The following is a 21685-nucleotide window of genomic DNA, read 5'->3' on the forward strand; positions in this document are numbered from 1 at the left end:
CGTCTAGCCGCCGAAGCTCAGCGCCTGCCGCAGGTCCGCGTCGAGGCTGTCGTTGAAGTGTGCATCGGGCACAGCCCCAGCAGCGCTGAGGACCGTACTGAAGAAGCATCTGGCACCAACGGCGAGAATCACGCGGAAGATCTCCGTGTCATCGAGACCGTGACTGCGCAGGTCCGCAATGTCGGCCTCGGTGATCGAACTCGCATCGGTCGCGACCTTTCCGGCGAAGTTCACGACCGCGACCTCCTGCGCGGAGAGGCCGGCGCTGCCGTGGTCTGACGCGATGGCGGCGACGGTCGGCGCGTCGAAGAACTTGTCTCGCAGGATCTTCCCGTGCGCCAGTCCACAGTAGGAGGATTTCAGGGCCCGCGCCGCGGCGAGGGTCGCCAATTCGTAGCGGCGCAGCTCCATCTCAGCCCTCACCGCACGGCTGAGCTGCTGCCAGGCCAGGTACACGGCCGGGCTGTGGGCGAACAACCTGGTGAAGTTGGGCAGGTAGCCCAACGCCTTCGTGTCCGCGTCGAACATCCGCTCAGTGTCCGGCGACTGCTCAGCCTGCTGTAGATAGCTCATCCGGCTCCCCCTGCTCACGCTCGACCGCGAACCGTACCCCACTGGGACCGCAGACTCTGTCCGAAAATGGCGCACGTGGGGCCACACGATCGTCAGGTGACGGGCCGCGCCCATCGGCCCTGCATGACCGGCGGCTGGTCTCACATCGCGTCCGGCCGGCGCGCGGTTGCCGGGGTCCTCATCGATCTCGAAACCGATGAGCGCCCGCTGGTACGGCACCTCGCCGTATACGGCAATCGCGACGTCGGCCAGCCACCGGTCGAGCGCGCTACGCCACGTCAACGATTTCACGCCGCTGCATCGCACCGAGCCGACTCGCCCGTCTCGACCCGAACGCGAGCAGGCCGATGCCACGCAGGGCGACCATGAGCCGCGATGATCAAAGATGTCGGTGTGGCGCGCCCGGGAGTGTGATGGCGACTCCGGCGATTGACGATCAATCGACGGCTGCGGTCGGGGAGATCTTCTCGAAGAAGGCGCGTTCGGACAGTACGTGGTGGGGGCGTGGGACCCCGAGTTCCTGACGGACCTCCACGAACAACCGGACCAGGTGGTCCTCGAGCTGATCCAGCGCCGACGGCTCGACCTCGTCCTCCCGCGGCGGCAGCCCCTCAAGCTGGCGCAGGAGTCCGTAGCCGTACCGCAATGCGTACCGGGCTTCCTCTTGCACCTGGAGCGATGTCGTGCTCAGCCTCAACCGCTCGAACTGAACCTGGGCCTCGTCGTGGGCCTCCCGCATCGTCGTACGGCGGCCCTCCGCATCGTAGCCTCGCCCCCAGAACGCCTGCCGCAGGCGGACGAGGGCCGCCGTGAAGTCGACGCACGCATTGCGCAGCCGCTCGCGCCGCTCGCGGATGTCGGCCTTCCTGGCCCGCCACACGTCGGTGAGCAGAGTGCCGACGATACCCAAGGCAGTACCTGCCAACGCGAACAGCGCCTCTCTCACGAGGCCGATTATGACGATCGCGTCCGGAGAACGTGAGCCCACGAGCCAAGATCAAGCGTACGCTCCCTGCGCCGAGCGCGGAGTGGAGGACACCTGGATCAATAGCCTGGTTGACCGCCAGCGGCCAACCGGGCCGCCGGCGCGGCAGGCTCGTTCGACACGAGCATCTTCTCCGGATCAAGATCAGAGCAGGAATGGTCGCCATTGCCGGATCTGATGAACCCTGACACCCGGGGTGGTGAAATACGGATCGTCGGCCATGAGCTGCTCCAGCCCCGGCTGGTCGGCCACGTCGAAGACGATCATCGCTCCTGAGTCGTCGGCGAAGGGCCCGGCCATCCGCACCACACCCTCACTCTGCAGCGCAGAGAGTCGCTGCCGGTGCGCCGCTCGTGCGGCCAGCCGCTCAGGCTCGTTGTTGAAGGCCAACTCGACAATCCACATACCAGCACCGTACGGCGGCTGCCACCGCCCAGGCTGTATCACTTGATACATGACTCCCCTGGCCGCGATCCCGGCCCTGAGCGCATTGACCCCGACAGCTCTGAACAGTGTGTTCCGAGACAGCCGAGGAGCGCGGTACGTCGCCGGTACCCTGATACGACCGGCCGGGCAGCCCGCCCGTGCCGTGGTCCTGCTGCTCGCCGGCACGGTTGTCGCCGCATATACCGGGCCTTCCGGTGCCCAGGTGTGGCCAGCGCGCTGGGAGGGCCCTGCCATCGTCGACAAGCCCGCCATCCTGGGTGGCGGCGTTCCGATGACCGATCTGGTGGCGGCAACGGCATGCCTGGTCCGGCTGCTACCGCCGGCCCGGTTCCTTCGTCTGCTGGATGAGGAGCGGTCGGTACGCCAACACGTGCTTGGCCGGCTGTCTCAGGACGTGTTGGCCGGCCGGCACCGCATCGCTCTGTCCGCAACACAGCCGGCAGTGTCACAGATCGCTGCCTGGGTCAAGGCTCGCGGCGGCGCCACCCAGGCGACCGTGTGGCGGGGTTCGCAGGAGGAGTTGGGGCGCGCGTTGGGGCTGAGCCGAGTCACGGTCAACCGCGCTCTGCGACGGCTGGTGCGGGCTGGTGCGCTACACCTCACGCCGCACGGGATCATGATCGTGGATCACCGGCATCTCGATACCTTCCTCGACCACCATGAGGGCACACCACCGGTGAAATGAGCTCTTCAGCCGCGTCATGCGCGTTGGCTGGTGGTCGCTTGACCATCCCCGGCCCCTGGGGCCGCCGGGCGCAGTGGTCACCTGGGCGCTCGTCGCGCCCCACGGTGCCAAGTCACCTTCACCGCCCGCACGTCTATTAATCGTCGTCTCAGGTTCGCTCGGTACGAAGCCGACATCGGATAAGCGATGTAGCTCGTACGTGGGGGCCATTGATGGCAGTCAACGCGACGCCGTCCGGGGAAGCGCCGCCCGGTAGGCTGGCCGGCCGCTGGGTGCCGCTGCTGGTCGTAGCGATCGGGCTCGGGTTCGGGCTGCTGGTGCTCCTCGTCCGGTTGCACCTGGAGCCGGTGACGAACGTCGACCGCGGTGTCGCCCGGGAGCTCAACGAGATCGTGTCGCCCCGGCCGTACCTGGTGAACGCGCTCAACGGGACAACCCGGCTGGGCGGGCGGCCGGTCATGCTCTGGCTGGTCGGCGTCGCCGCGCTGCTGCTGCTGGCGCGCCGGCGGGTCCGCCTCGCCGTCTACCTGCTGGCCACCACCGCCGGCGCGCTGCTGCTCGACCCGTCGGTGAAGTCGCTGGTCGGCCGGTTGCGCCCCGTGGTCGAGGCACCGGTGGCGATTGCGCCCGGCAACAGCTTCCCGAGCGGGCACGCGCTCGGGTCGATGGTGATCTACGGCGCGCTGCTGCTCGTGTTCCTGCCCGCGGTGCGCTACCCGAAGCTGTTCACGGCGGCCGTCGCGCTGCTCGTGGTCGCGATCGGGCTGACCCGGATCGCGCTCGGCGTGCACTACCTGACCGACGTGCTGGCCGGCTGGCTGCTCGGCGCGCTGTGGCTGAGCGTCACGGCGTACGCGTTCCGGCTGTGGCGGCGCGAGGCGGGACACCCGGTGGCGCCGCTCGACGACGGCCTGGAGCCGGAGGCCGCCGAGGCGATCAACCCGGCGCCGGAGTCCAGCCGCCCGATCCCGCACCGCTGGGTCAAGGCCACCGAGATCCTGACCGGCTGGGTGTTCACGTTCGGCATCCTGTACGTCGTCGGCTACCTGTTGACGAACCACACCGAGGGCACCAGGCTGGGACGTTTCGACGACGGCGTGGTCCGGTGGCTGCAGACGTTGCGCACGCCCACCCTGGACGAGGTGAGCTGGGTGTGGAGCAAGGTCGGCGACACCAGCGCCATCCTGGCCATCTCGCTGGCGTTCTGCACGATCGCGTTGGCCGTGTGGCGGCAGTGGTCACCGGTGGTGTTTGTGGCGCTCACCATGGTCGGCGAGTTCACCCTGTTCCTGTGCACCGCGGCCAGCGTCCAGCGGGACCGCCCGCCGGTGCCGCAGCTCGACAGCCCGATGCCCACGTCGTCGTTCCCGTCGGGGCACATCGCCGCGACGATGTGCATCTGGGTGGCGATCGCCGTCCTGATCATGGACCGGGTGAGCAGCCGGTGGCGCTGGTTCGCCGTGGTGCTCGCGGTGGTCATGCCGGCCGGTGTCGCGCTGTCCCGGATGTACCGAGGGATGCATCACCCGACCGACCTGCTCGGCGCCGCGATCCTGACCGCGCTCTGGGTCGGCCTGCTGTGGTGGGTGCTACGGCCGAACGTGCGGGCAGCGCCGGCCGAGGTGCGTACGTAACGCTGCGCTTCGTCACCTGAAACATCAAGACCGGCGGGATCGACCGCGGACGCGGCGACCGGCTCGGCTGGGGCGGCGGCATCGCATCGCGTGGGACGTCGTCCGCCGGCCGCTCAGCCTGGTGCTCAGCGTGTTCGCCGTCGGACGCCACCACGCTGGTGCGTGCGCTGGGCACCTGGTTCGGCCACCCGGCCTGAGCGCCGCATTAACGGTCGCCTCAGGTTCGCTCGGTATCAGTAGGCCTCAGATAGGCGACGTAACCCGTACCTAGGGGGCTAGTGATGGCAGTCAACGCAGCGCCGCCCGGAGAAGCGCCGGCCGGTCGGTTGGCAGGCCGGTGGGTGCCGTGGTCGATGATCGGATTCCCTACCACGGAGCTACATCGGTCGGCCCCGCGGAGGGACGACCGGTGTGGAACCTTCGGCCGAAGGTTCTCGGCATGGATCTGACACAGGCCGTACTCGAGCACCCCTACCTGGTGCTCGGTCTCTTCGTGCTCATCGAGGGGCCGGCCGCGACGATCACCGCGGGCACCCTGGTCGGCGCCGGCGCTGCGGCGTTCTGGCCGATCTGGGTGATCGTCGCGCTGGCCGAGGTGGTGGGCGACAGCCTGCTCTACCTCGTCGGCCGGTCGGCCCGGCGGACCTGGGTGGCGTCCCTGCTGAGCAGGCTCAAGGCGACGGTGCTGCTCGACCGGTTGGCCAGGATGTCACTGCCTCGGCTGGTGATCACCGCCAAGCTCGTCGACGCCTTCGCCCTCCCGGCGTTCGTGTCGGCGGGACTCGCAGGGCTCCCGTACCGGAGATTCGCCGCCTGGGTGGGTGCCACCGCCGCCGTACGCGGCCTGGTGCTGATCGGTCTTGGCGCTCTGCTCGGCAGCCAACTGTCCGGCCTGCTCGCACTGCCCGGCGGCATCTTCCTGCTCACCGCGGTCGTCGCCGTGCCGGTCGCTGTCTTCCACCTCGTCATGAAGCGATACCACCTACGAAAAGCGACACCACCGACGAAAGGTAGTTGTCCCATGCGCATCCTCATCGGTGCCGACACCTATGCCCCTCACGTCAACGGGGCCTCCTACTTCACCCAGCGCCTTGCCGTGGCACTGACCGCCCGGCACGAGGTACACGTGGTCGCGCCGTCGACGGACAGCCGTAACCATGCCGGCATGTCCAGCGACGGCGTCGTCGAGCACCGCGTGCGTTCCTTGCCGGTGCCGGGCCACTCACGTTTCCGGTTCTGCCCGCCACTGGGGCTGCGCGCGGCAGCACGCCGGATTCTCGACGAGGTCCAGCCCGACGTGGTGCACGTGCAGAGCCACTTCCCGCTGTGCCGGGCGCTGGTCGACGCGGCGCGCGAGCGCGGCCTGTTCGTCATCGCCACCAACCACTTCATGCCCGAGAACCTGATCCACTACCTGCCCATCGGCAACGCTGGCCGGACGAGGGCGCACGCGTGGGCATGGCGCGACGCCGCCCGGGTGTTCGCCAAGGCAGACATCGTCACGGCCCCGACCCCGTACGCCGCCGCGCTCGCCGTCGTCTCCGGTGTGTCCGAGCCGGTCCTGCCCATCTCGTGCGGCATCGACCTCACCCGCTTCCGCGAGCAGGCGCCCGCGGCCGAGTTCCGATGGGCCTACAGCCTCGCGCACAAGCCCACCATCACGTACGTGGGCCGGCTCGACGCCGAGAAGAACCTCGACGTCGTGATGCGGGCGTTCGCGCTGGTGCGGCGCTCCCTCGATGTCCAGTTGCTCCTGGTCGGCACCGGGTCCGAGGACCGGACGCTGCGGTCGCTCGCCGGGGAACTGGGCGTCGCCGAGCATGTCACGTTCACCGGCTTCATCCCTGACGAGGACCTTCCCTCCGCATACGCGGCGTCGACGGTCTTCGTCAACGCGGGCACCGCCGAGCTGCAGAGCCTGGTCACGCTCGAGGCGATGGCCAGCGGAAGGCCCGTGATCGGCGCCGATGCCGCAGCCCTGCCCCACCTCGTACGGGACGAGGAGACCGGCTACCTGTTCCCGCCCGGCGACGTTGTCGTGCTCGCCGAGCGACTGCTCAGCGTGCTTCGCGACCCGAAGCACGCGGAAGAGCTGGGGCACCGGGCTCGTGCCGTGGCCGAGCAGCACGACCAGACCCGCACGGTGTCCGCGTTCGAGCAGCTCTACCGGATCCGGCCGGCCCGTGAGGCGCCCGCGCCCGCCGAGGTCGCCGCATGACAGCGACGATCACCCGGGCGGGCACCTCCCGCTGGTACCGCAACGTCCAGCTGAGCCTGGGCCTGGGCACGGCGGCCGGAGCGGGTCTGCTGCTGGTCGGCGACGTCGACCCGGTGGACCAGATGGTCAGCGAATCGATCCGGACCGTGCCCGGCGCCGTCCTGCTGGCCGTGGCGGCGTGCGGGCTCGCGGCAGCCGGCGCATGGCTCCTGGCCGGTGCCCGTCGTGTGCTGCCACCGGCCTGGCTCCTCACCGTGCTGCTGTCGGTGTGGTGCGTGTCCCTGCTCACGGTGGTGGTGTTCCCCACGAACCTGCCGGGGACCGAACCGGGCGTCGCCGCCGGGCTGCATCGCTTCGGCGCGGCGCTGATGGCGGCGCTGCCACCGCTCTTCGCCCTGCTCATTGCCAAGCGTGTCGGGCGCGGGGCCGACCCCGCCCGGGGCCGCTGGCTGCGCGCGGCCGGGTGGTCCGCGTTCGCCGCGTGCGTCGCATTCGCGGCGATGAACGGGCCGGCGGTGCTGCTCGGCCAAGGCCTTCTTCCGTTCGCGGGCCTGGCCGAACGGGTTCTGCTGGCGCTCGTGCTCGTCGTAGTCGGGCTCTGCGCCTGGGTGCTCGAAGGGGAGGAGGCCGCCTGATCCGCGCCGCCGACAGGATCGCCCCGCACCTGCGCCGCCGGAGCGCCGCCCTGATCACCGCGGCCGGTTCGTCCCCGGCGGCCGCACCGGGATCGTGACCGCCAACGGTGCCACCGGCTACCCGCTTGCCCGCTTCACCCTGTTCACCGCCATCGCCGCCGTCACCTGGGCCGGCTATTCCGGCCTGATCGGCTACCTCGGCGGCGCCGCCTTCGAATCCAACTCGATGCTGGGCCTGGCGGTCGGCCTCGGTCTCGCACTGTCCATCACCGCGCTCGGCGAACTGGTCCGCTGCGTGTTGCGCCGCCGCCGAGCGGCGACCGCGGCCGGATGACCTCTTCAGGCATCGAGTATGGCAGGCAACGTTCGTACCCGAGTCGTGCGCCTGCGTGCGGGGCGGGCTCAGCCGCCCGCTCCGCGTCCGCGGTGCTACAGAGGTTGCAAGGCTGACGTCTGTGTGGTGTGGGTGCCTCGGGGTCGAGGGTCATACCGCTCTGGGCGAGGAAGCCGGCGATGAGGTCAGTCTGGTTCTGGCAGGCCCCTCGCCGCTGTCGAACCAGGTCGGCGAGGTGGTCGACGCCGTGGACGGCGACGCTGGTGATGCCCGCGTTCATCCGGGCCCAGACGCCCTCGGTCGGCTTGAGGTCGGGCGCGTATACCGGTAACCGCACCACGGTCGGCCAGTCCCGGGCCGCGCTCAGGGTCCGCATCCGCAGGCTGACGTGGGTGTTGAGGTTGTCCCAGACCAGCACGATCGGCGCGTTCAGCCGTTGGTGGGCTTGGCTCAGGAACGCGATGTAGTCGTCCTCGCTGAATTTGCCACGCTCCCCGCCGCGGTGCAGCCGGTGCGCCACATCAGCCGCCCACGAACACCGGTCTGAGGCAGACGAGCCCGGCGATCGTCCACCTGCTCGTCAAGGGCTTCGGCATCGTGGTCAGCGACCAGAACTCGACGCTGCTGACGATCCTGGTGTTCGAAGGCGTCTCGGCGCCGGCGTCCTGCCCCGACAGTGAGCGCCGCGGGGCCACGCCCCAGGCTCGCCGTCCCATGTCCTACGTCGCCCCACCGGGGCGGGGGCGGGTCAGCGCGCCGCGCTGTCCTCCCCGGCGGCGCGGCGCGCGATCGGGGCGGGCGGGGTCGCGGCCGGAAGGTCAACCCGGAGCAACGCGCCACCGCGTGCGGAGCGGGCGACGGTGGCCCGGCCGCCGTGGGCGTCGACGACCCGCTGCACGATCGACAGCCCGAGACCGGATCCCGGCAACGCCCGGGCGCTGTCGGCACGGTAGAACCGGTCGAACACCCGTGGTACATCGACGGCGTCGATGCCCGGCCCGGCGTCGTCGACCTCGAGCACCGCCGACGCGCCCTCGGCACGGAGCCGGATCTGGACCGGCTGGTCCGCGGGGGACCACTTGCCGGCGTTGTCGATGAGGTTGAGCACCGCCCGCTGGAGCGCAGCGGGACGACCGCTCACCCACACTGAGGTGAGGTCGAGCGCGAACTCGATGTCGGGCACGCGGGAACGCGCCCGGGTCGCGGCGGCCACCACCACGTCGGCGAGGTCAAGCAGCTCGGTGTTTTCGTCGCTGACGTCGCCGCGGGCCAGCTCGGTCAGCTCGGCGGCAAGGGTGCTCAACTCGGCCACCTGGGCGCCGAGATCGTTGAGCAGCCGGGTCCGGCTCTCCGCCGGCAGTGCGGTGTCCAGGGTGCCGCGCCGATCGAGCCGGATCAGCAGCTCGACGTTGAGACGCAGGCTGGTGAGCGGGGTCTTGAGCTCGTGGGCGGCGTCCTCGGCGAGCAGCCGCTGGGCCTGCCGGGAGTCCCGAAGCGCGGCGAGCATGTCGTTGATCGATTGGATCAGCCGCCGGATCTCGCCACCGCCTTCATCCTGGATGTGGGCGTCGAGATCCCGGGTGTGCGCGACACGTTCCGCGGCGGCGGTCAGCCGGTCGATCGGTGCCAGCCCGGTCCGCGCCACGGTCCGCCCGACAAGGGCGCCGCCGACCACGCAGAGCAGCCCGATCAGCAGCATACCGAACCCGAACTGGTTGACCGGGCTGTCGTCGACGACGCGGGCCGCCTGGACCGCGCCGTCGCCCGCCCGGAGCGTGTAGACGAGGTAGCCGTCCTCGTCGCTGTCGTCCGACTCCATCAGGTCGGCCAAGCCGCCCTGCGCCACGCGCCCGGCGTGCTCGCTGACCGGGGGCAGCGCGGGTTGGCCGACCGGCGTCCGGGTCGAGCCGTCGGGCAGGATGACCCGCACCAGCGGACCGGATCCGGGATACGGCGGTAGCGGGACCTGCGCCAGACCGGCGCGCTCCGCGTTCGTCGCCAGGACGCGGGAGTCGGCGCGCAACTGATTCTCAGCGGTGTCCCGCAGCTGCCAGTCCAGCAGCTCGCTGGCTACCTGAAAGGCCATGAACACGCTGACGGCGATGGCCGTCGCCGCGATCACCGTCAGCCTGGTCCGCAGGGACCGCCGGCGCCACCATCGGGTCAGCCGGCGCGGTTCCCGGCCGGCGGGCCTGCTCACGGAGGAGTCTCCCGCAATGTGTATCCCAGACCGCGCAGCGTATAGATCAATCGTGGCTCACCCTCGGCCTCCATCTTGCGGCGCAGGTAGCTCACATACACCTGGAGGTTGTTGGCAGTGGCGCTCATGTCGAAGCCCCAGATCGCCTCGAACAGCGCGTCGCGGGTCAACACCCGAGTCGCGTTGCGCACGAGGACCTCCAGGAGGGAGAATTCGGTCCGGGTCAGACGCAGCGGCCGCCCGCCACGCCACGCCTCGAACCTGTCAGGATCGAGCCGGACATCGGCGAACGACAGGATCTGCGAGTCGCCGTCGCCCGGCGTGCGCCGGCGCAGCAGGGCCCGCACCCGGGCCAGCAACTCCTCGGTGGCGAACGGCTTGGGCAGGTAGTCGTCGGCGCCCGCGTCCAGCCCCGCGACCCGGTCGGAGACCTGGTCACGGGCGGTCAGCATAAGCACCGGCAGATCCCGACCCGCGGCCCGCAACCGCCGGCAGGTCTCCAACCCCCCGAGGCGGGGCATCATCACGTCGAGGATCAGCAGGTCCAGTGCGTCGCCGCCGGCCCCGCCGAGTCCGTCGAGCACGGCGAGACCGTTGGCGACGGTGCTGGTGTCGTAACCCTCGACCTGGAGCACCCGCTCCAACGACTCACGGATGGCCGCGTCATCATCCGCGATCATGATCCGCACGCCGGCCCGCCCCCTTCCAACCGATGCCTTGCCGCTCATTCTTCCCGAACAACCTGAGGCCAGGATTAGCGCGTCGCTGGGGATCGCGCTCTTACGGATACCTGAGAAATGGAATCCACCGTCGGCTCACGAGCAGGGGGAGGACCAGATGACCAGCATCGCACCCGGCAATCAGACAGTAGATCCTCCGCGCCGATCACAGGCGCTCCGGCGCACGGAGCCGCGGCACGCCGAGTGGCGGCCGCAGCGCGACCGGGGCTGGAGGTCCATGCGAGGGTGACGACGTCCAGCACACCGATCGCCACGACGGTGGCTCGACCGAACCGACCGGCGACGACGAGCAGCACTGCGGCGACGGCCGCGGTCGCGACGTCTGGAAGCTGGCGTCCGGCCACGACGTCCGATCGTTGACCAACGCGATCGACACCGCCGACCCGGCGGCGAGCGCAGCGAGATCGGCGCGACCGGTGCGGTGGTCCGTGTGCGTCACGGCATGATCATCGTCGCGACCGATGGCGGGCGCGTACTCCGCCGGGAGCTCCCTGCACCGGGACCGCTCGTGGGCCGCCCGGCCCAGGCGCCGGCCTGCCATCAGCGGTCCCGGCCCGCCAGCTCGAGCACGGGCACCCGGGAGACCCGGAACGCGGGCCACGCCGCAGCGACGACGCCGGCTGCGACCGCAACGACGAGCGTTACCGCGAGGCGGGACCACGGTACGACGACGGATGGGATCTCCGTGCCACCGGTGACGTCGATCAGCGCCCAGCCGAAGCCGACTGCGACGGCGATGCCGATCGATGCTGCCACGAACGACAGGAGTGCCACCTCGAGCCGCACGATTCGACGCAGCTCTCGGCGAGTCACGCCGACCGCTCGGAGCAGCCCGAGCTCTCCGGAGCGTTCATTGATCGCGAGCGCCGTGGTGTTGGCGACTCCGAGGAGCGCAATGAAGCTCGCGAGGAGGAGCATCCCGTCGATGAAGTTCCGGAACGCGGCGATTTCGCTCCCGCTGTTGGCGACGTGTTCTGCCCGGGTCTCGAGGAACGACCCGGGCGTGGCTCGGACCAGCGCCCTCACGTCTTCCTCGGCGTCCGTGACCACTCCGTCGGCGAGGTCGACGAACAACAGAGCGTCAAGCACACGACCGACCGAGGCGTCGAGCGTCGCACGGTCGACGAAGTACAAGGGGGCTTCGAAACCGCCGGTGCTCCTCGCGACCACGGCAACGATCGGCACCTCGAGTGTCGAGCGTTCGAACTCGATCGCGAGGGTACCGCCGAGCAGCGTCGGGTCGTCGCCGACCACGGCCACGCCCCCCTCGCTCAGGTCGGCGAGGTCGCCGGCGATCGGGTCAAGGTCGAACATGGTGGGCAGTGCCGTCGGGTCGATGCCGCCGATCGCCTCGGCTTTCCCTGCCACGATCCCTTCGACGATCGACAGCGCAGCGACTGCGTCGACGTCGGGCAGCGCTGCGATCCGGCCGGCCAGGGTGGGGTCGATGGTCGGGAAGTCGGCGGTCGCCGACGTGACCACCAGGTCCGCCTGCAGTCCTTCGCGAACGTCCGTCCGGACCGCGCTCGTCAGTGAACTCGCGAAGATCGCGAACATGGTCACCATCGCGGTGCCAAGCATGAGCGCGAGCGCCGTCGACGCCGATCGACGGGGGCTCGCAGCCAGGTTGCCCGCTGCGATCGAGCCACACACACCGGCGACGCGGCGGGCCACCCGGGCGCTCCCACGCGCCGCGGCGGTCACGATCGCCGGGCCGCACAGCACGAGCGCCGGAACAATGGCGGCGACGAACATGACCCACGTCTCGCTCGAGCGCACCACAGCCACAGCTCCTCCAGCGATCGCCGCTGCGGCGAGCACGAGCCCGCTCGCAGTTCGCGCAGGGCTCACGACCCGGGGTTCCGCCGCGCTCTCCCGCAGCGCCTCGATCGGCGGTGTCGCCGCCGCGCGGCGAGCCGGGATCCATGCCGAGAGGATCGTTGCGCCGATACCGACGGTCGCGGCGACCGCGATCGAGGTCGTGCTCACGATCGACGGTCCGGTGAGCAACGTGATCCCGGCGAGTCCGACGAGCCAGCGCAGCGCGCCCACTCCCGCGACCCCGCACACGAGGCCGACGAGCGTGGCGATCGTCCCGACGAGCGCCGCCTCGATCACCACTCCGCCGAGCAGTTGGCGTCGTTCCGCACCGATCGCACGGAGCAGCGCCGACTCCCGTCGGCGGCGGGCGACGGTGAGCGCGAACGTGTTGAAGATGATCGTCACACCGATCAACACCGCGACCACGGCGAAGGCCAGGAGAAACACGGTCAGGAACTGCAGCGGTGACGTCGCGGCGTCCTGCATCGTCCGGATGTGGTCGGGCCCGTCGATGACCTCGGCGTCAGTCAGCGCCGACAATCGGTCGAGTACCTCGGCGCGGTCAGCGCCCTCCGCAACGTCGACGAGCACCTCCGTCGGCGCCGCAGTGTCGAGCCAAGCGGACACCGCTCCGTCGGGCAACAGCACCGTTCGCTGCAGCGGTGCCGCGTCCGCCGACGCGAACGTCGCCACACCGGTGATGGTCGCGTCGTGTATCCCCGTCGCCGTCAGGACCTGTACGACGTCGCCCGGAGCCAAGCCTGCGTCACCGGCGAGCGACCGATCGATCACGATCTCTCCAACTTCGATCGGTGGTCGCCCGCTCGTGAGCCGGAACGGATTGAGCACCGGGTCGGCGACCCAGTTGCGACCGACGTCGCTCGCCGTTCCGGTTCCGACTGACGATCCGTCGACGACCAGCTTCGCGAAGTCCACCCATTGAGAGGCGGCCCCGTCGACGCCATCGACCGTAGCCACGCGCTCGGTGATGTCGGGATCCAGTGATCGACGAACCGACCTTTCCGGATCTCCCGGCCCTCCGCCGGGCTCGCCGAGGGCGACGCCCTGCACTACGGCGTCCGTCCCGGCCAACGCTTCGGCGATGTCACCGGCCGCCCGGCCACGCATCGAGTCGGAGAGCACCAGCGTCGCGACGAGGAACGCCACCGACAGCGCGATCGCCGTGCCCGTCAGCACGAACCGACCCCGACTCGCGAGCACGCTTCGAGCCGCGCTCCGCATCATCTGGCTCATCGCCCCAGGCCCTTCATCACGTCGATCACCGAATCGGCCGACGGGCGATCCATCACGTCGTGCACCCGACCGTCGACGACGAACACGACGTGGTCCGCCCAGGCAGCGGCGTTGGGATCGTGCGTGACCATCACGATCGACTGGTGATGCAGATCGACTGCTGATCGCAGGAATCCGAGGATCTCCTGTCCGGACCGGGTGTCGAGGTTGCCGGTGGGCTCGTCGGCGAAAACCACCTGCGGCTGGGCGACCAGCGCCCGGGCGACGGCGACTCGCTGTTGCTGGCCACCCGAGAGCTCCGTCGGCCGATGATGCATGCGATCACCGAGGCGCAGCAGCGACACGACCTGATCGAGCACTGTGGCACTCGGCCGGCGCCCCGACAACGTCAACGGCAGGCAGATGTTCTCCCCGGCCGTGAGCGTCGCCACGAGATTGAACGCCTGGAACACAAACCCGATCCGTTCTCGGCGCAGCCTGGTCAGCTCGCGGTCGTCGAGGGTCGACAGATCGGTGTTGCCGACGAACGCGCGGCCCGACGTCAGTTGATCCAGCCCCGCGGCGCAGTGCATCATCGTCGACTTTCCCGAACCCGACGGGCCCATCACAGCCGTGAACTTCCCCGCCGGGAACGCGATGGTGACGTCGTCGAGCGCGACGACGGCCGACCGGCCGAAACCGTATCGCTTGACAGCGCCGACGAGCATGGCCGCAGCGTCATCAGCGTCGGCTGACAGCGCGCTCCCGAGCTGCCGGTCGACGACCGTGGAATCTGGACGTGAGGACACAAGACCTCCGACAAATGGTTGATCAGGGTTTTGTAAGGGATTCCGATAAGTGGTTGGTCAGAGTTCACGCGGTGCTTCATGAAGCCGGTGGTGCTTCACCGCTTTGTCGTCCAGATTCGGCGAACGATCGGGGACGGAAGCGGGCGCGCGCTGTCCCTGTTCACAGTGCCGGTATGCCGGTTCGGCGAGCGGGATTGGTAGCGCGGGCGCGCACGTCCGTTACCACGACCACCGCCAGCGCCGCCCACAAGCCAATCGCCAACCACGGCACCCACCGGCCTGCCAACCGACCGGCCGGCGCTTCCCGGACGGCGCTGCGTTGACTGCCATCACTAGCCCCCTACATACGGGTTACATCGCTTATCTGATGCCGACTTTCTACCGAGCGAACCTGAGACGACTGTTAAAACGGCGCTCAGGCCGGTTTGCCGAACCAGCGCACGCACCAGCGTGGGGGCGTCGAGGTGTTGTCCGTAGGCAAGGCCCAGGCGACACAGCCGTGGGGCCGGATGAGCAACGCATCGACGTCCACCCAGTCCGGCCTGCGAGCACAACCCGTCGGCGCGCCAGGAATGCGTGGATGTGTGGCCACCAAGTCTCGATGGTGGTGGCGAGTCGGTAAGTTCGGGCAGGTCGGTGGTGTGACGCAGCGGGTGTGAAGCCGTGCGGGAGTCGGCGGATGTGTCGCCGCTCGGGTTGGGTGCGGGCAGTCGCGAGGAGGTCGGGCAGATACCAATGGCCGCCGCGCTGCGCGATATGTCACCCCCACAGAAACGAATACAGCCGTGAGGAATGCATGCCCACTGGTGTGCTGCGCACCTTGCCCGGCGGTCGGCACGCGGATAGCTTCCGAGAGGGAGATCTGAACGCGCAGGCAGCCAAAACCGCAGCGTGACACCAGAGAAAAGGATGCCAGCTGATGATCATTCTGGGATGCAACGGTTTTTCCCGCAGTGCGGAGATGTTTGCCGAACATTATGGCGCAGTTGGCACCGAGAAGCATTATCTGCTCGGGCACGACGCCGGCGCGGCGCTGCTCGTGGACGGCGAGCTGGTCGCCGCGGTGGAGGAGGAGCGCCTCAATCGGCAGAAGAAGACCTCAGACTTCCCGATCAACTCGATCCGCTGGGTCCTGGATCACGCGGGGATCGGTTTCGGTGACATCGACCTGATCGCGATCCCGTGGAACTTCGACGCCAAGGTCTTCGACAGTACCCTGGCCGAACTGGCGTCGATCCCGATGCCGCCGACGGAGAAGCTGGTTCGGCTCAACCATATCGGCATGGTGTTCGCCACAGTGCTGGGACACGACGCGATCCTGGCCGACTTCGCCGCTCGTACCGGGTTCACCCCGGACCCGGCGAAGGTGGTATTCGTCCCGCACCACTTCGCCCACGCGATGACGGGCTACTACATGGCGGGGGCCAAGGACGCGGCATTCCTGATCAGCGACGGCCGGGCCGAGTTGCTGTCGTCGCTGACCGGGGAGATCCGGGACGGCCGGATCGGGGTCTTCGAGGACTCGTTCGTAACGGCCAATGACTCGCTGGGCAATCTCTACTCCTGCGTCACCCGGTTCTTGGGATTTGTGCCCAACAACGACGAATACAAGGTGATGGGCCTGGCCGGGTTCGGCGAGCCGCCGTCGCCCAACCCGTTCCTGGAGCACTTCGTCGAACTGCACGAGGGTGGGCGGTACACCATGGTCCTGCCGAACGACCTGGAGAACCCGCGGCAGTTCGAGCCCTTGCTGGAGAAGCACTTCGGTCCAGCGCAGGCCACCATCGAGTACCAGTCCCGGGTCGCGGCGGCGGTCCAGGAGATGGTGACCGTGGTGACCCGGCACCAGGTTGCGGCGCTGGAGACCCGGACGGACCTGGATCACCTGCTGGTCGAGGGTGGGGTGGCGCTCAACTGCGTCAACAACACCGAGCTGCTGGAGGGCTCGCGGTTCTCCGACGTCTCGGTGAGCTTCGGCGCCAGTGATACAGGTGTGGCCATCGGCGCGGCGGTGTTCGCGTGGGTCAACCACCCGACCAACACCGCCGAGGTGAAGTACGCGCCGTCGGTCACCCCGTACCTGGGACCGGAGTACGACGACGCCGAGGTCGAGCGGGCGCTCGGTGAGTTCGCCGACCGGGTGGAGTGGACCGCCCGGCTGACCGACGATGAGGTCGTCGACCAGGTGGCCGAGTTGCTCACCGGCAAGGTCGTGATCGGCTGGTTCGAGGGCCGGATCGAGCACGGGCCCCGGGCCCTCGGGCACCGCAGCATCCTGGCGAACCCGAACTTCCCCGACATCAAAGACATCATCAACAAGCGGGTCAAGCACCGGGAGCCGTTCCGGCCGTTCGCGCCGCTGGTGATGGAGCACGACGCGCCGAAGGTCTTCGAGATGGGCCGGAAGACCCGGTCGCCCTACATGACCTTCGTCTTCCCGGTCCGGCCGGAGTTCCGGGAGGTCATCCCAGGTGCCGTGCACGTCGACGGCACCTCCCGGGTGCAGACCGTCACCAGCCAGCAGACCCCGAGGCTGGCGGCGCTGCTGCAGCGGTTCACCACGCTGACCAGCGTGCCGTGCCTGATCAACACGTCCTTCAACGTGGCCGGCGAACCGATCGTGTGCAGCCCGGCCGACGCGCTGAACTGCTTCCTGAGCACCGAGATCGACCACCTCGTGCTCGGCAACCGCCTGGTCACCAAGTGTGTCACGGGTGCCTGACCGCATAAGCGCCCTCGGAGAGCGGACCGTGGCCCTGGCGGTGACGGTGCGTCGACTGGAGGAACTGTCCGGTGAACTGCGGGCGTCGGCGCAGTGTGGCGGGTGACCGAGATCAGGGCGGCGTCCGACGCACTCCCCTGCGCGGCGGTGCTGCTGAACACGCAGCGGGACCGCCTGGACGGCGGGCCAGTGGGCTCGGCGCAATCCAACTCATCGCCGAGCCCACTGGCCGGCGGAGGGCCGGGAAGTGGATCGGCTTCGGCAAGGACATGGATGTAAACACCGGCCCGTGGGAACTTGCCTTCCGGGACGATCGACCTCCAAGGCGACGCTCGATCGCTACACGTCCGCGACATGGCGCGCTGCTGCCCTCAGGAGCCTTCGACCTCTCGCTTCCAGGTTCCGGGCGCTGGCCTGACCTGGGAAGGTTCTAACACTACGTCACGTCCGTTGCTTGATCGTTCCGCGAATGCTCCGGATCTTGCGTATCGGGGGTGCGTGGCGATCCCCCAGCCGATTCAGGCTGGGATGGTGCTTCTCTACGCGCGCGAGCCAACGCGGCCCCCGCTTCGTTCTCCCTTGCTTGAAGGAGGCGTCGCAGCAGTGGCCCCCAAACCAGGTGCCGACGCCAGCCGAACCTGTACCTGACGGCGGCCGAAAAGAGTTGCACATATACCCAGCCTGAGATGATTCGGACAGGCACAGACTCCGATACATTCTTTCCGATGTTCATTTCTGGACCAGTCAGGCGAGGTGGCTGATTCCAGGCATAGCGAGCATGCTCGGCTACATCCCCCCGGAGTCGGGTCACGAGACGAACATAGAATTCGCCCATCTCTGGGCTGTCTGCGCTAACCCAGCCCGAGTAGTAGGCCAATCGGTCAGTGATGTCGGATCCGAGTTCGGCGAGAGCCTTGCGGGTTTCCGCATCGTCGGCCACGCGCCGCTCAATCCGGTAGGGGAAGTTGCTCCACTCGGCAAGGGCCTTCGCAGCTTCGGCGTACCCCTCCCGTAGTCGGTCGACGTGCGCCGATCCTCTATCGAAGAGCTTCCCTGCAACCGCGGCGAGGACAGAAGACGTTAAGACAAGCCCAAGGAGAACGGCCCAAGCGCTTGTTCCGGCGACTTCTTTCACTACTTCCTCCAGCAGCAGAGGCGGGTCCGCTGGACTCCTTGACCCTAGGCGACCAACACAGCTCGTCAACCTGCGCCACCATAGGCATCCAACTGCGGCAGCCTTCCACCATGGTCGCTGGAAATCCGCGGAACTCTCTGTGTGAAGCAGGCCCCTTCGCCCGCTCTGACCTGGAAAGGCGAGACCCGCAGGTCGCGGCGCATGACGTTAGGCACCGCCCGGGGCCGTTGAGTGCAGTTCAGCCATTCAGTGCACCTGCCTGCTTCCACCATGCTCCCCGGATCCCGGAGGTGCGGTTCGCCCACCCGCCGTCAGGGCGGTCGACGTCCGCCACGCGGCGATCCCCACGGTCGCACCGCGCCACCTCGCACGGACCTCTCCCCTGTTCATCTTGGCCCGGCCCGTGCACCCGGCGGACGGTCATGTCCGAGCGCCTGCGAGGCGCTTACACTGAGGAGGCAACCTTCATGACTGCTACGCCTGCGGCAAGCACGCCGCTGACCCGCTACGGCAACCGCGTCAGGGCTGTAACGCCCGATAGCTGCCCCGCTGGTGGGAATGTTTGCTGAGGCAAGGCTTAGGTCAGTAGCTCGGCTAGGTCGGCGATCGCCTTGCCGTCGTAGTCGCGCAGAAGCGGCCGCAACTCGTTCACGAACCCGGCCGCTTCGTTGCCGTCCAGCCCAAGCTTGGCCGTTGCGTCGGCCCACGCATCGTCGTCGGTGACGGCTGTGGCGAGCAGCTGCAGCCCATGTGTTCCGTTGACTCGTCGGTGCAACCGGCGCTGCCAGGCCGGCCACCGCGCGACGATTTCGGCGAGGATTACCAGGTGTCGGGCGTAGGTGATGCCCAGCATGCCGCGGGTGGACGGCAGACGGTCCAGGACCCGCACGTAGAACTGCCAGAGGGTGAGGATCCGCTTCGCCTCCCGCACCGACAGATCGGGCTGCGCGCAGAGCCGCTCCGCGAGGTGTCGCCGTACCCGGTCGTCGGCTTCCAACGCCGCTACCACTTGTGACGTACCGGTGTCGGACACCCCATCTTCGGACTCGACCGCCGCCGGTACGTCGTCCGGCCGCACCTGTTCAGTATCCGCAGCCACCGGCGCAGAGGGTGGTCCTGCCATTGGCTGAGAGGTTGGGCCCAGCAGGTGACGCAGGACGGGTTCGACATGCGTGGCGGTGGTACGTGGCACAAGCACCGGCAGCTGGATCAGCTTCCGCAGAAACGACCAGCCCAGCGTCGGGTCTGGCCATAGTTTGTGTTCGCCTTTGCCCTGGGCGAGCTTTTCGTAGGCGGCGTCCACGTGTACCGACACGGCCGCGGAGTCCAGCCCGATGAGGAAGCGTGTGGTGGGGTACGACTGCCCGAGGAAGACGTTGATCGCCTCGAATACGTCGGCTGTCGTGCGCGGCGAGCATCGATCGAGGTCGTCGATGCAGACGATGAGTTGTGATCCGGCATCCTCGATCGTCGTCAAGAGATTGAACACGTCGTGTTGTGCCAGGTAGAGGAAGCCGGAGCGGGCCTGGTAGTAGGGATCGTGGACGACTGCGTCAGCCGAGCCGGCGGTCGCAGCTGCGACGGCGCCTGTCGCGACCGGCCGGGTGAACAGGTCGCCCGGCAGCACCGCCGTAGCCGGTATGGTGATGTATCGCCAGACTGTATGCAGTATCCCGGCACCGAGCAGCGCAGCCACCGTCCACAGCGCCAAATCGACCGGCGCGATGGTCCACGGTCCGATGGTGTACGGGGTCGGCGTCCGTACGAGTTGAGCGAGGATCGGAACCGGCAGCGCGAACACTGCCAGGCGTAGGATCGGCGAAATGATCCTTTGGCGCAATGTCTTTTGAAGCCGCCGTCGATCCACCTGCCGGACGTTGCGGCCGAACCAGTATCGTTCGCGGGTTCGTTCGCGCACCGATTCCACTGGGCCAAGTGCGGGTTCGGCGGCCCGTACGATCGCATCGGTGAGACCGGCCCAGACCTGCTCACTGGTCTGGTACGACCACGGATTGAACGTGATGGTTAGGAACCGAGGGGCTGTCGGTCGCGTGGGCTCAGGTAGGAGACGCAGCAGTCGGCCGAGCAGCTTGGTTGTCGTGTGCCAGCCGCCGAGGTCGATATCGGCGTCCCAGGCGCGCAGTCGGCGTGCCCGCCACCGCTGCCGGATGGTAAGCGGGCTGGGTTTGTCGTTGCGTTCCTCCAAGCGCGCCCGCACCATCTCGATCAACGATGACTTTCCGGTACCCCATGAGCCTTCGACCGCGATGACAGTCGGTCCTGCGCTGTCGGCAAGCGCGCTGCCGCTCGGCCTGTGAGCGATCAGCTCGACCAACGTTTCGATGAACGCGTCGCGTTGCAGCGCGTCCTCGGTTGCCGGTCGGTCGCCGAAGCCCTTCGTGCTGATCTCGTGCCGCACTTGGTCGTCGTCGAGATCGGCCACATCGGCGGCGTCGACGACACCGGTCTCGGCCGACCTATCAGCGTCGTCGGCCGAACTGGAAACGGCCGGTTGCGGCGCCTCGGTCGACGGCGAGTCGACGGGTTGCGGGGTCGAGGCTCGGCGTAGTGCCTGAATCTGCGGGTCGATCTCGCCAGCGACGCTGAGAAATTCATCCAGGACGCGTGAGCCGCCGTCGAGCAGGATGAGTGTTTCGGCCAGGGCTTGCAGTCCGCCGGGCCGTGACAGGCAAGTATTGACGATACCCACCACGTCCATCCGCATGGCGGCGTTGCGCGGCAGGACGTCGCGGAGAATCTGCGGAAGGCTGTCCACCAGAAGGTTGCGGCCGGTCACGTCGCTCAGAACGGGGATCGCAAGAGCGGCTTCGACCAGCCGCAGGAGCAGTGCTGATCGAGGGCCGCTGAGATGGCTCTGCAACGGGCGCCAGCGCGCGGCGATGGCCTCCATGGGGATCATCCAGGCCAGGTCGCTGGCTGATGTGTGCGCCGCGACGAGGATGCCGACCACCTGGTTGTCCACGACGACTCCGGCACCCCAGAAGCCTTCGAGCATCCGCTCCCGCGGGCCTGCTAGATCGACCTGGATCCACTCGCTGCGCGGTCCAGCAGTGCCGCCGAACGTTACGGTGTGCCACAGACCTCTTGCGACCGCTCGCGGATGCCCGAACACGCGGCCTTTGGCGGTCGGGTCGATTGTGGCGAACTGAGCGACCCGAGCCGGCATGATGTCGGAGGGCAGGTCGGTTGGCTGCAGGACAGCAATATCGCCGCCGCCTGCTGTCTCTGCTGGCAGCCAATGCTCTACGACAGCATGCGATGGGGACGCGTTGGAACGTGATGCGGGAAAACCCACCAGCACCTGTTGGCCCGGTGCGCTTGTTGACGCCGGGTCACCGTTGACCGCAGCACCGATCACATGGGCGGAGGTGAGGATCCGCTGATTAGGTAACAGAACACCGGCACCAACCGGTTTTCCATCGGCGCGATCGATGCGCACCCGCCACTCGTCAGCCACCTCACCTCTCCATCGTCTCGGCCAGACTACGGTCGG

15 protein-coding genes and 1 pseudogene are annotated in these 21685 nt (G+C 68.5%); 7 read left to right on the top strand and 9 right to left on the bottom strand.

Features of this window, described 5'->3' with window-relative positions; genetic code table 11:
* Window positions 1-3: 3 nt before the first annotated feature.
* The 3 genes from SM447_RS09215 to SM447_RS09225 form a co-directional block, all read right to left on the bottom strand.
* Window positions 4-864, bottom strand: a complete 861-nt coding sequence (locus tag SM447_RS09215; RefSeq protein ID WP_474572312.1) for a carboxymuconolactone decarboxylase family protein — start codon at window positions 862-864, stop codon at window positions 4-6.
* A 145-nt stretch (window positions 865-1009) separates the two neighbouring features.
* Window positions 1010-1519 (bottom strand): hypothetical protein, encoded by a 510-nt coding sequence (locus SM447_RS09220; protein WP_474572313.1) that lies wholly within the window; start codon window positions 1517-1519, stop codon window positions 1010-1012.
* A 183-nt stretch (window positions 1520-1702) separates the two neighbouring features.
* On the bottom strand, window positions 1703-1963 hold the full coding sequence (locus SM447_RS09225; RefSeq protein WP_474572314.1) for a YciI family protein: 261 nt from the start codon (window positions 1961-1963) through the stop codon (window positions 1703-1705).
* A 184-nt stretch (window positions 1964-2147) separates the two neighbouring features.
* On the opposite strand from SM447_RS09225, the gene SM447_RS09230 reads away from it, so the two are divergent.
* The 5 genes from SM447_RS09230 to SM447_RS09250 all read left to right on the top strand — a co-directional run bounded on the left by SM447_RS09230 (window position 2148) and on the right by SM447_RS09250 (window position 7511).
* Complete coding sequence (locus tag SM447_RS09230; RefSeq protein WP_474572315.1) at window positions 2148-2690, top strand: Crp/Fnr family transcriptional regulator; 543 nt, start codon at window positions 2148-2150, stop codon at window positions 2688-2690.
* Between the two features lie 212 nt (window positions 2691-2902).
* Window positions 2903-4324: a phosphatase PAP2 family protein gene (locus tag SM447_RS09235; RefSeq protein ID WP_474572316.1), complete on the top strand. Its 1422-nt coding sequence runs from the start codon at window positions 2903-2905 to the stop codon at window positions 4322-4324.
* A gap of 439 nt (window positions 4325-4763) precedes the next feature.
* Window positions 4764-6542, top strand: coding sequence for a glycosyltransferase (locus SM447_RS09240; RefSeq protein ID WP_474572317.1), 1779 nt, complete (start codon window positions 4764-4766; stop codon window positions 6540-6542).
* Window positions 6539-7177, top strand: coding sequence for a DUF998 domain-containing protein (locus SM447_RS09245; RefSeq protein WP_474572318.1), 639 nt, complete (start codon window positions 6539-6541; stop codon window positions 7175-7177). Before SM447_RS09240 ends, SM447_RS09245 begins: the two co-directional genes overlap by 4 nt.
* Window positions 7178-7271: 94 nt before the next feature.
* Entirely contained in the window at window positions 7272-7511 is a 240-nt protein-coding gene (locus SM447_RS09250) for a hypothetical protein (RefSeq protein ID WP_474572319.1), read from the top strand.
* On the opposite strand, the gene SM447_RS09255 is transcribed toward SM447_RS09250, so the two are convergent.
* The 5 genes from SM447_RS09255 to SM447_RS09275 all read right to left on the bottom strand — a co-directional run bounded on the left by SM447_RS09255 (window position 7444) and on the right by SM447_RS09275 (window position 14233).
* Window positions 7444-8031 (bottom strand): transposase, encoded by a 588-nt coding sequence (locus SM447_RS09255; RefSeq protein WP_474572320.1) that lies wholly within the window; start codon window positions 8029-8031, stop codon window positions 7444-7446. The genes SM447_RS09250 and SM447_RS09255 overlap by 68 nt on opposite strands.
* Before the next feature lie 228 nt (window positions 8032-8259).
* Window positions 8260-9711, bottom strand: a complete 1452-nt coding sequence (locus SM447_RS09260; protein WP_474572321.1) for a HAMP domain-containing sensor histidine kinase — start codon at window positions 9709-9711, stop codon at window positions 8260-8262.
* Entirely contained in the window at window positions 9708-10391 is a 684-nt protein-coding gene (locus tag SM447_RS09265; RefSeq protein ID WP_474572322.1) for a response regulator transcription factor, read from the bottom strand. Before SM447_RS09265 ends, SM447_RS09260 begins: the two co-directional genes overlap by 4 nt.
* 600 nt (window positions 10392-10991) lie before the next feature.
* A complete protein-coding gene (locus SM447_RS09270; RefSeq protein WP_474572323.1) occupies window positions 10992-13526 on the bottom strand; it encodes an FtsX-like permease family protein in 2535 nt (844 codons plus the stop codon).
* On the bottom strand, window positions 13523-14233 hold the full coding sequence (locus SM447_RS09275) for an ABC transporter ATP-binding protein (RefSeq protein WP_474572324.1): 711 nt from the start codon (window positions 14231-14233) through the stop codon (window positions 13523-13525). Before SM447_RS09275 ends, SM447_RS09270 begins: the two co-directional genes overlap by 4 nt.
* Before the next feature lie 1000 nt (window positions 14234-15233).
* Here SM447_RS09275 and SM447_RS09280 point away from each other — a divergent pair.
* Both SM447_RS09280 and SM447_RS09285 read left to right on the top strand, forming a co-directional pair.
* Complete coding sequence (locus tag SM447_RS09280; protein WP_474572325.1) at window positions 15234-17036, top strand: carbamoyltransferase family protein; 1803 nt, start codon at window positions 15234-15236, stop codon at window positions 17034-17036.
* A 197-nt stretch (window positions 17037-17233) separates the two neighbouring features.
* A pseudogene (locus tag SM447_RS09285) lies at window positions 17234-17454 on the top strand (hypothetical protein); the annotation flags it as partial.
* A gap of 1294 nt (window positions 17455-18748) precedes the next feature.
* On the opposite strand, the gene SM447_RS09290 reads toward SM447_RS09285, so the two are convergent.
* Window positions 18749-21649: a P-loop NTPase fold protein gene (locus SM447_RS09290; RefSeq protein ID WP_474572326.1), complete on the bottom strand. Its 2901-nt coding sequence runs from the start codon at window positions 21647-21649 to the stop codon at window positions 18749-18751.
* Between the last annotated feature and the right edge of the window lie 36 nt (window positions 21650-21685).

The sequence above is a fragment of the Micromonospora aridisoli genome (assembly GCF_056150025.1).